Source organism: uncultured Corynebacterium sp. (genome assembly GCF_902489365.1).
In the GTDB taxonomy this organism is placed as follows: Bacteria; Actinomycetota; Actinomycetes; order Mycobacteriales; family Mycobacteriaceae; genus Corynebacterium.
Genome location: NZ_CABTZR010000082.1, coordinates 1 through 9,108, shown reverse-complemented (window position 1 = coordinate 9,108; position 9,108 = coordinate 1). Strand labels below are relative to the sequence as shown.

General features: G+C 63.2%; 7 protein-coding genes and 3 pseudogenes. 3 read left to right on the top strand and 7 right to left on the bottom strand.

The genetic code is table 11. The annotated features are described in order from the left end of the window. Positions 1-62: 62 nt before the first annotated feature. The 5 genes and pseudogenes from RDN59_RS10195 to RDN59_RS10175 form a co-directional block, all read right to left on the bottom strand. The gene (locus tag RDN59_RS10195; protein ID WP_308607739.1) at positions 63-1,487 is read right to left on the bottom strand and encodes a hypothetical protein; all 1,425 of its coding nucleotides are present in this window, start codon (positions 1,485-1,487) and stop codon (positions 63-65) included. A gap of 36 nt (positions 1,488-1,523) precedes the next feature. After that, complete coding sequence (locus RDN59_RS10190) at positions 1,524-2,525, bottom strand: decaprenyl-phosphate phosphoribosyltransferase (protein ID WP_070673340.1); 1,002 nt, start codon at positions 2,523-2,525, stop codon at positions 1,524-1,526. After that, positions 2,522-3,049 carry a phosphatase PAP2 family protein gene (locus RDN59_RS10185; protein WP_308607738.1) on the bottom strand — a complete coding sequence of 176 codons (528 nt, stop codon included), beginning with the start codon at positions 3,047-3,049 and terminating at the stop codon, positions 2,522-2,524. Before RDN59_RS10185 ends, RDN59_RS10190 begins: the two co-directional genes overlap by 4 nt. Further along, entirely contained in the window at positions 3,039-4,991 is a 1,953-nt protein-coding gene (locus tag RDN59_RS10180) for a glycosyltransferase (protein WP_308607737.1), read from the bottom strand. The genes RDN59_RS10185 and RDN59_RS10180 overlap by 11 nt, the downstream gene beginning before the upstream one ends. 94 nt (positions 4,992-5,085) lie before the next feature. Then, positions 5,086-5,244 (bottom strand): annotated as a pseudogene (locus RDN59_RS10175) (protein tyrosine phosphatase); the annotation flags it as partial. A 363-nt stretch (positions 5,245-5,607) separates the two neighbouring features. On the opposite strand from RDN59_RS10175, the pseudogene RDN59_RS10170 reads away from it, so the two are divergent. The 3 genes and pseudogenes from RDN59_RS10170 to RDN59_RS10160 all read left to right on the top strand — a co-directional run. Beyond that, a pseudogene (locus RDN59_RS10170) lies at positions 5,608-6,308 on the top strand (transposase); the annotation flags it as partial. Positions 6,309-6,740: 432 nt separating this feature from the next. Further along, entirely contained in the window at positions 6,741-6,911 is a 171-nt protein-coding gene (locus RDN59_RS10165) for a hypothetical protein (RefSeq protein WP_154762578.1), read from the top strand. A gap of 9 nt (positions 6,912-6,920) precedes the next feature. Then, positions 6,921-7,088, top strand: a complete 168-nt coding sequence (locus tag RDN59_RS10160; protein ID WP_308607736.1) for a hypothetical protein — start codon at positions 6,921-6,923, stop codon at positions 7,086-7,088. A gap of 17 nt (positions 7,089-7,105) precedes the next feature. On the opposite strand, the gene RDN59_RS10155 is transcribed toward RDN59_RS10160, so the two are convergent. Further along, positions 7,106-8,797, bottom strand: a complete 1,692-nt coding sequence (locus tag RDN59_RS10155; RefSeq protein WP_308607735.1) for an ABC transporter ATP-binding protein — start codon at positions 8,795-8,797, stop codon at positions 7,106-7,108. A gap of 38 nt (positions 8,798-8,835) precedes the next feature. Continuing rightward, positions 8,836-9,108: pseudogene (locus RDN59_RS10150) on the bottom strand (ABC transporter ATP-binding protein); the annotation flags it as partial.

Genomic DNA, 9,108 nt, shown 5'->3' with positions numbered 1-9,108 from the left:
GGCAGTCGCTCGACTGCCGGGGTGTGCAATTCGATTGTGTGCTGGGCTCGGCTATCATTCTTTCAAGTAGACGACGTCATACGAAGGTTCACCAAGAACAGCGATGGCGCCTGCTCGCGCCCTTCTTCACGCGGCACGGTGAGCCAGTTGAGGCGGTCGGCATCTTTATCCTCGACATAGATGACGGCGAGGGCATCACCGTCTTCAAGCTTTCTCATCGCCTCCGGGTAGCCATTCATGAACTTCATCGTGAGATAGTCGCGCGCTGAGCGTGGCGGATGGCCTGCCTCACGGTTGGTGGCGTAGGTCCAGAAGTCGCGCTCGTCCACGATGGACAGCGTCTTTTCATAGGAATCCCAGTCCGTGTCGTGCCCCCTGAGCACGATGACGAGAGCCCACACCGCGCACACGCCCGCAGCCAACCAGGTAACGAGCCCCTTGAGCGGTAGCACGAAAACCGGCAGCAGCGCAGCGAACAGGGGCAACAGAAGCATGCGGCCGTGCATGAAGTCACCGCCGACGCGCAGGATATAGAGCACATGGATGACCACCGCGCTCAGAAGCAGGTACGTCACCGTCGTGGAACTGCGCAGCTCAGTTGGGCGCAGCTGCGCACGGAAAGCCCAGATGCCGGCGGCCGCCAGCACGATGACGGGCAGGTACAGGGCGTAGGGCCCCACGAAATCTTGCAGATAGTTCAGGCCGCTGGCCCATGCGCTTTCCGACGCCGACTTCGCCACCGCCGTGTGCGGCGTCACCAACCCGTAGTATCCCATGCGGAAAACCTGGTACGTACCCGGGATAGGCAGGGCTGCACCCAGGATGCCGAGCCACACCTTCCAATTGCGGTGCGTGGCCAAAAGCAGAATGCCGGTCAGCCCGCCATACAGCGCAAGCTCTGGGCGCACGAGCCACGATAGGCCCGCCCAGAAGGCCAACCAGTAGGCGCTCAAAGCACTGGTGCCCTCGGCCCAACGCTGCAGCGAAGCCCACAAGGCCGCGAGGTAGAAAATGGACAGACCCCATTCGAGCCCGGAGGTGAAGAAGTCCCGGGCAGGCGGGAGCGCCAGGTAAACCAGTGCGCCAGCAGGTGCGACGAGCGGGACGGCACTCAACCCCGCGCCAGCGGCTTCGGGGCGGGAACGATACATGCCACGCGAGGTCGCCCACACGCCGAGCATCATGGCCGCCACCGAAAGCAGCAATCCCAGGTTCACCGCAATGGAATCCAAAGAGGCATCAGAAACCCAGTGCACCAGGAGAATGAGGTATTGCCATAGCGTGGACGTGTTGGCTTCGACGCGCTCGCCCACGTTAAAGACTGGCCCGTTGCCGGCCTCGAGATTGCGGACGGTGCGCAGGACGATGAGGCCGTCATCAGAAATCCAGCGGCGCGCGAATCCTCCCCAGAAAGAGAAAACCCCGATCACCAGGACCGAGGCCAGCGCGCTCAACGCCGCCAAAGTACGTGAATCGGGTTTTCGCATGAGGAGAGAGTCTAGCACTGAGACAGCTGTGAGTACTTATCCGCCGATAACCGGCATGACATAGACCGCCATGGCGATGCAGGCCAGCCACGCCAGCGCCAGAATCTGCAGGACGCGATCCTCCAATGCAATCTCATCCGGGGCGCCGCCATTGCCGCGGTCGACGTCCGCAGCGTAGCGCAGGATGGCGATAGTAAACGGAACCATGGACACCTGGTACCACACGCCCGCCGGACCATCAGACTCATTGGACAGCTGGAAACCCCACAGCGAGTAGGACATAACCACCGCGGTGGCCGCCAGGGTCCACACAAAGCGCAGGTAGGTCGGCGTATAGCCCTCCAGGGACTTGCGGATCTTCGCGCCCGTGCGCTCCGCCAGGAGAATCTCCGAGTAGCGCTTACCGGAAGCCATAAACAGGGAGCCGAAGGCCGCCACCAGCAGGAACCACTGGGACAGCTCAATGCCAGCAGCCACGCCACCGGCCATGGTGCGGAGCATAAAACCGGAGGACACCAAGCCGATATCGATCACCGGCAGGTGCTTCCACCCGAAGCAATAGCCCAGCTGCAGGCCGATATAGATAGCCATGACAATCGCCAGCTGCGGGCCCGCAGTGGCTAGGAAAGACAGGCCAATCGAGCCGATGATGAGCACACCGGCCATCGCATAGGCCAGGCCTATCGGCAGCACGCCTGCCGCAATAGGACGGAAACGTTTCGTTGGGTGCTCGCGATCCGCTTCCACGTCGCGGGCATCATTGATCAGATAAATAGAGGACGCACCCATGCAGAAGACGATGAAGGCGAGGAGGACGTCGAGAAGCACGCGCGTATGAAACAGCGCGTCCGCACCAGCCGCGGCGGGCGCAGCGAGGACGAGGACGTTCTTGACCCACTGCTTGGGGCGCAGGGCCTTGACCATGCCATCGGCGAGGTTCTTCGGCGGCTTGCGCTTGCGGCCGGTATCGATGCCGGAGGTGTGCGGCTCCGAGTGGAAGACTTTCTGGTCGCCGTCATCAACGCGTCGGGTGCTCATCGGGTCTTCCTTTCATAGCGGTGACAGGCCTCTGCGGTGGCGGCGCCGAGGAGGGCGCCGAGCGCGGTATCGGAAGGATAATGTACTCCGAGCACCATACGCGAGGCCATCATGACCGGCACGCCCACGAGCGGCGCTGGGGTTCCCATAACGTGGGCGGCGCCGACGAGGAACGCGCTTGTCGACGTCGCGTGGGACGACGGAAACGACAGCTTAGACGGCGTTTTCACGCCGACCTTCACGTAGTCATAATCCGGGCGCTTGCGGCGCACAATGCGCTTGATCACAACGCTGGCTGCGTGGGCGGTAAATGCGCCCACACCGACATAAGCCCACTGGCGGCGCACCGCCGGTTTCTTGTAGTTCACGCCTGCTCCCATCGCGGACAGGGCCATCCAGCCCAGTGCGTGCTCACCGAAGTGGCTAAGCGCTCGGGCAGTGGGCAGGACGCCGGGGGCGTCGAAAGCCGCATCTTGGATCTTTTCCAGGACGTGGGATTCGGCGACGGAAAGCTTACTGGGCATCGAACACCTTTCGCCAGGATTCACGGGAGGTCAGCTCCGGCAGGGCCGCGCGGTACTCGGCCCGCAGGTCATCAAAGTTATCCTCAATTTCCTTGAGCAGCTCGCGGGTAGAGCTCACCAGCTCCTTGGCCAGGTCGCGGTCGCGTTTGCGGAAGGCCACGCCGGTGCCACCTGCAGTGGAGACCGTGGCGGAGTCGACGCGGGAAAGCGTGAACCAGCGGGCCTCTTCCGGGGTGAGGTTGAGCTGCGGGGCTTCGTGGTGCGCGCGATTCTCCTTGCTCACCAGGTGCTTGGCGGATTGGATAAGCCACGGGATCTTCTTGATCTTGCCCAAGCGGCCGCCCACATTTTTGGTGGGTACGCCCGGCGCGCCGGTAGCTGGGGGCAGCTGGTCGGCGGATTCGATGATGACCGCGTCGGAATAGCCCTTGCGGATATCCGCAATGCGCGGCAGGGAGGACTCCAGAATGTCGAAGAGGCGATCTGGGCCAGCCAGGAAGTCCTTCATGGCTTCTAGCTGGATGGCCATGGTGGAGTACTCCATGCACATGGTGTGCTTGAGCGTGGACTTGAAGATGCTGCGCGTAATGCCGCGCGGGTCGCCCTCGTGGTAGAGCGCCGCCACGATGAGGCGGTTGCGCAGGTGGAAGTAGGCCTGCCAGTCGATGGCATCGTCCTTATCTGCCCAGGCCATGTGCCAGATGGCCGCACCCGGCCACGTCACCGTGGGGAAGCCGTTGGCCGCGGCACGCAGGGAGTACTCGGTGTCATCCCACTTGATGAACAGCGGCAGCGGCTGGCCCGTGGTCTCCGCCACGATGCGCGGGAAGAGGCACATCCACCAGCCGTTGTATTCCACATCAATGCGGCGGTGCAGCGCGCGGGAGTCGTACTTCTTCGGGTCCAAGCGGGACTCCTTGGTGCCGATGGCGCGCAGCGGGTACTTGGCAAAGTCGTGGTCGTAGACGGCATGCTCGGCCGCGCCCCACATGAAGTCAGCGCGGTTGACGCGCTCGCCGGTGGTGCGCAGCTGGGAGCGCTCCTGCAGGTTGAGCATCTCACCACCCACGATGAAGGGCTTGGCGGCGTAACGTGCTGCTTGGACCGCACGCAGGATGGAATCCGGCTCGATGGCAATGTCATCGTCCATGTAAAGGATGTAGGGCGAGTCGGTATTCTCCAGTGCTTCAAACATGATGCGGGAGTAGCCGCCCGAGCCGCCCAGATTGCCCTGGCGGAACTCGCGGAAGCGCTCACCAAAGTGCGCCACCACCTCGTCGTAGCCCGGCTCGTCTGCCGGGTGCTGGTTGCCCTGATCCGGCATGAGGACGTAGTCGATGATGCCGTCCACCACTGGGTCCTCCGCCAGCGCCTGCAGTGCTGCGACGGCATCGGTGGGGCGGTTGAAAGTCGGGATACCCACGGCCACGCGCTTGTCCTGCGCTGGGTACTCGCTACCATCCGGCAGGAGCTGCGGGTTCGGGGCGTGGGGGGCGGCCCAGGAGGCGTCGGCAAGCACGGTGTCCTTGACGGCGGAGGCATCAAACCACAGGAGGCCGCCGTCCTCGAAGTTCTTCAGGGGCAGCTCAAACTCGTGGTGGCCGGTGGTGACCACGTGGTTAGCCACGGCGATGCGCTGGCCGTCCTGCTTGGAACGGTACAGGGAGATATTGGCCTCGCCCTCGACGTCCATCACCAACACGATGGACTTCAGCTGGGACCAACGGCGCCAGTAGGCGGCCGGGAAAGCGTTGAAGTAGGTCTCGAAGGAGGCTTCCTCGCCCGCCGGGATGGTGACGGAGGTGCGGTCGTTCCAGCTGAGGCGCTCGCGGTTCTGCTCGGACTCGATGAGGTAGAGCATGCGGACGTCGACCGGCTCGCCACGCTTGGGCAGCAGGATGCGCTGTACGGGTTCGTACGCAGCAGAATTGTTGGCAGTCACGATATCTTCGGTTCTCCACACAGTTTTCGACAGTATTCAGGAACCAAGATTAGTGGTTTCGCACTCTTCAGCTGAGTTCCCACGCGGCTGAAAGCTAAGCCGAGAGGGGTGCATCCTCCGAGATGGGTTCGATGCCCAGACGGTTGAGCATGTAAAGCACGCGGGCGCCGAGGTCGTCAGCCAGCTCGCGGGTCTCCTCTACGGTTTCTGCCGTAGCGATATCCCAAATCTTGATGTCCTTGCCGACTTCGTCGCCTATGATTGCGGCGCCAAAAGGAAATCGACCTCGATGGTCACGAACTCGTGGCCGCAATTGTCAGAGGCTCAAGAGAGTGTCGAATCGGAGGGAGATTGAGAAAGTAGAGAACAATACTGACTAATTTTTCGCTAACTGACAACTATTAACTCTGTGCAATAAGAAGGATACTCCTCATAGCAACACATGATCAGTGTGTCTTTCTTCCTATTTCAGTCAGCTCAAAGAGTCGACTTTAGCGAACCTCTTCCCAACTGCTCCCCAAGTGAGATAAACGCCGGTACAAACAAGAAATGCTGCAAAAAGAACGCCAGCAAGGGAAAACGAAACCTTCAGAGAAATCCCCGCCATCACATGCCCCAATTGATTCACCGAAAATGGATCCTCCACCTACTTGCGAAATACGGTGGCCCCACCAAGATGCGACGCATCGGTAAAACACGCCTAGCAGCCTTTGCGCGCAGTCACAAAGCGCGCAATCCCGAGCCTGTCATCGATGCCATGCTTGCTGCCATCCACGGACAGACCGTGTCCATTGCCGGCGCAGAATACGCCGAACTTGGCGTAGCAATGTCCGCCAAAGACGCACCGGCCAAACTAGAGCATCGCAAGGAAATAGAAGCACAGGTGGTACTCAAGCTCATTCAGGGCATTCCTCAAACCGAGATTCTTTTATCCATGCCCGGCATCGGCCCACGTAGCGCAGCACAGATCCTCATGACTGTTGGCGATATGTCCGACTTCCCCGATGCAGCGCACCTAGCGTCCTATGCAGGCCTATCACCACGGACAAATCAATCAGGAACGTCCATTATGTCGAATTCGCCCAACCGCGCTGGCAACAAAAATTAAAGAACGCCCTATGGCAATCGTCTTTTGCATCGATCAGATTCCACGAGCGTTCCCGGCAATTCTATGAACGAAAACGCAAAGAAGGCAAAAGACATAACGCCGCAGTCGTCGCACTCGCACGCCGACGCCTCAACGTCCTCTTCGCCATGATGCGAAACGGCGAGCTCTACCGAGACATCCCCACAATCCAGGAGGCCGCAGCAGCCTAAAGCCACCAGACCCCCATCCAAGCCGATTGCACAGCAAGCCCAATCGGCTCCTCAAGGTACCCAAAACAACATCTACGAGACGAAGCAGAAGCCGTTCACACCCCCAACAAGCCCACCCGCGGAGTTGACAACCTATATAGGAACACGCCCCGACGAGGTGACGAGAATCCCCTCGTCGCTGTCGGACGGCGGTTTCCCGACCGGTGGCCCGGCCGCCGGCAAACCTCACCCGCGGCCGCCCGGGCCCTGTCCATGGCCAAGCCCGGTCTGGTGCCCCCGGCGCCAACGACTTCCGGTGCCGCCCCGGGACGGTGAATTGCCCGTCATCCTCATTCCCGGGACCGGGTCGTCGAACAGCTCATCGGTACCGGTGCCTCGAACCACGGGCCCCGGGCGCACAGCGCAGCCGATCGCTTTGACGTCCACCCCGAGATGCGCCACGGATACTCCCGAAACGCCGGCAAAACGAACGCGCTTGCCTGGGAACAGCAGATCTCCGGTTCCATGCTGCTGAATGAGCTGACCATCGGCGACATCACTCGACCGGGCGTGCGGTACACCTTCCTGGGCACGCGGCACGACAATGCCGTGCTCCCCCACTAAAACTCCTTCGTGCGGGAACCCGGCGTCACCAACATCACCGTCCAAGACGTGTGCTCCGCCCACCGCACCGAGCACTACGGCTTCAATTACGACCCTGTCGCCCAGGGCATCGTCGAGGACCCGCTGACCGGGACGGCGTGGCGGGACCACTGCACCGGTACCGGACCGGAGCGATAGTCCTCGACGGACGAGGATCAGGCGCCCGGGGAGCCTCCCGTCCGGCACGTCCACGACTCGGCGTAGCGGCCGCCCTTCGCCAGCAATTCATCGTGCGTGCCCCGTTCTGCGACCGTCCCGTCCTCCGAAAGCACGACGATGAGGTCGGCATCGCGGACGGTGTGCAGGCGATGGGCGACGACGATCACGGTGCGATCGCCGCGCAACGCTTCCATCGTGCCGACAATCGCCCGCTCAGTGGCCGCATCCAGCGAGGACGTCGGCTCGTCGAAAAGCACCACCGGGGAATCCTTCAGAAGCGCCCGGGCGATGGCGACGCGCTGCCGCTCGCCTCCCGACAGCAGCGTCCCCTCCTCCCCCACCGGGTTATCCCACCCGGAAGGCAGCAGCTCCACGATGCGGTCCACCCCGGATCGCCGGGCGGCCTCGCGCAAGCGGTCTCCGTCGCCGGGCCCGGAACCGAATCCGGGGTCGGCGAAGACCACGTTGTCCTGCACGGACGCGTCGAAGAGGAACGTCTCCTGGAACACCGGGGTCACCAGCGAGTTCACGCCGTCGGTGCCGATCCGAGGCAAGGGCACCCCGCCAATGAGGATCTCTCCCGAGTCCGGATCATGAAACCGCGACAGCAGCCGCATGACCGTCGTCTTGCCCGCCCCCGAAGGTCCCACTATGGCGACCAGCGCTCCCTGAGGCGCACGGAAGCTGACGCCGTCGAGGACCTTCTTCTCCCCGTACCCGAAGCTCACGCCGCGGAACTCCACGTCATGCCCGTCGGGCAGCTCCGGTGCGGCAGGCTCGGGAAGGGCGGGGATCGCCCGCAGGTCACGCAGCGCAGCCAACGTGTTGCGGCCCGCGCCGAAACCGCCGGACAACGCTCCCGCCGTGGTGATCGGTCCGGTGAACTGGACGACCACAATGAGCATCGGCGCCAAATGCGCCGGTGACATCCCGCCCGTCGCGGCGACCGCCACGGCGACGACCACCGCCGCCGTGAACACCGCATGGACGACCGAGCCCAACCGTCCGATGGCCGCGCCTTGCGTCGACGTCGCCTTCGCGAACGCATCGTGTTGGGCCTGGATCGCCTCATCCACCATCGCGTCCGCCGCCGAACCGTCGCCCGCGGCGCGAATCACCTGCTGGCCGCGGGTGAACTCGATCAGCCTGCCGGAGACGGCAGCGACGGCGTCAGCGTGCGCTTCGTCCGACTCCCCGCCAACCCGGCCAATGGCCCGGTAGGCGAAGAAGAGCACCGGCGCCGACGCGACGAGAACCAACCCGACGCGCCAATCCACCGCCAGAATTCCGAGAGCGATGACGGTCGGCGCAACCACAGCAGCGATGACGGGCCTCAGGATCACGTGCGGCACGGACGCCGCGAACGCCATGCCCGAAGACGCCATCTCCGAAAAGCGGCCGGCCGTGGACTTGGTGACGTACCCGAGTGGCAACGTCAGCACGCGTTCGCCCAGGGAACGCAGCAGGGACGACAGCACCGCTGCGGAATTCGCCCTGCCGACCGTCCCCGCGGCGAGGGACAGCACCGCATGGGCGGCCGCGAGGCCGGCGATGACGCCGGTGAAACGCCACGCCGTCGCATCATCTCCCACGGCCAGAGCCGACAGCAGCGGCAGCAGCGCGACGAACGCCGCACCCTGTGCCAGCGCGGCAAGCGCGGCCAACGCAATGAGCCACGCCAGCGTCATTCTCGAACGCCGATCCGTCATCGACCACAAGTCCCGAATCATCGGTTCCCCGCCTTTTCATCGTCTGATTCAGTGCCCCGCGGGGCGGATGGTTCGTCGTCGAGCGCGAACGCGCACCACAGATCCCGGTAGCGGCCACCGCGCGCAAGCAACTCGTCGTGGGTACCTGCCTCCGCGACCGCTCCCCCATCGAGAACGAGGATGCGGTCGGCGTTGCGGATCGTGCTCAATCTGTGCGCAATCACGATCACCGTCCGCGAACGAGCCAAACGCTCGATTGCGGACTGAATGAGGGCCTCGGAAGCCGGATC

What these genes read in the sequence shown, in the direction of transcription:
- RDN59_RS10165 (WP_154762578.1), top strand. Translation starts at nt 6,741, where the DNA reads ATGCGCCACGGATACTCCCGAAACGCCGGCAAAACGAACGCGCTTGCC.
- RDN59_RS10155 (WP_308607735.1), bottom strand. Translation starts at nt 8,797, where the DNA reads ATGACGCTGGCGTGGCTCATTGCGTTGGCCGCGCTTGCCGCGCTGGCA.
- RDN59_RS10195 (WP_308607739.1), bottom strand. Translation starts at nt 1,487, where the DNA reads ATGCGAAAACCCGATTCACGTACTTTGGCGGCGTTGAGCGCGCTGGCC.
- RDN59_RS10190 (WP_070673340.1), bottom strand. Translation starts at nt 2,525, where the DNA reads ATGAGCACCCGACGCGTTGATGACGGCGACCAGAAAGTCTTCCACTCG.
- RDN59_RS10185 (WP_308607738.1), bottom strand. Translation starts at nt 3,049, where the DNA reads ATGCCCAGTAAGCTTTCCGTCGCCGAATCCCACGTCCTGGAAAAGATC.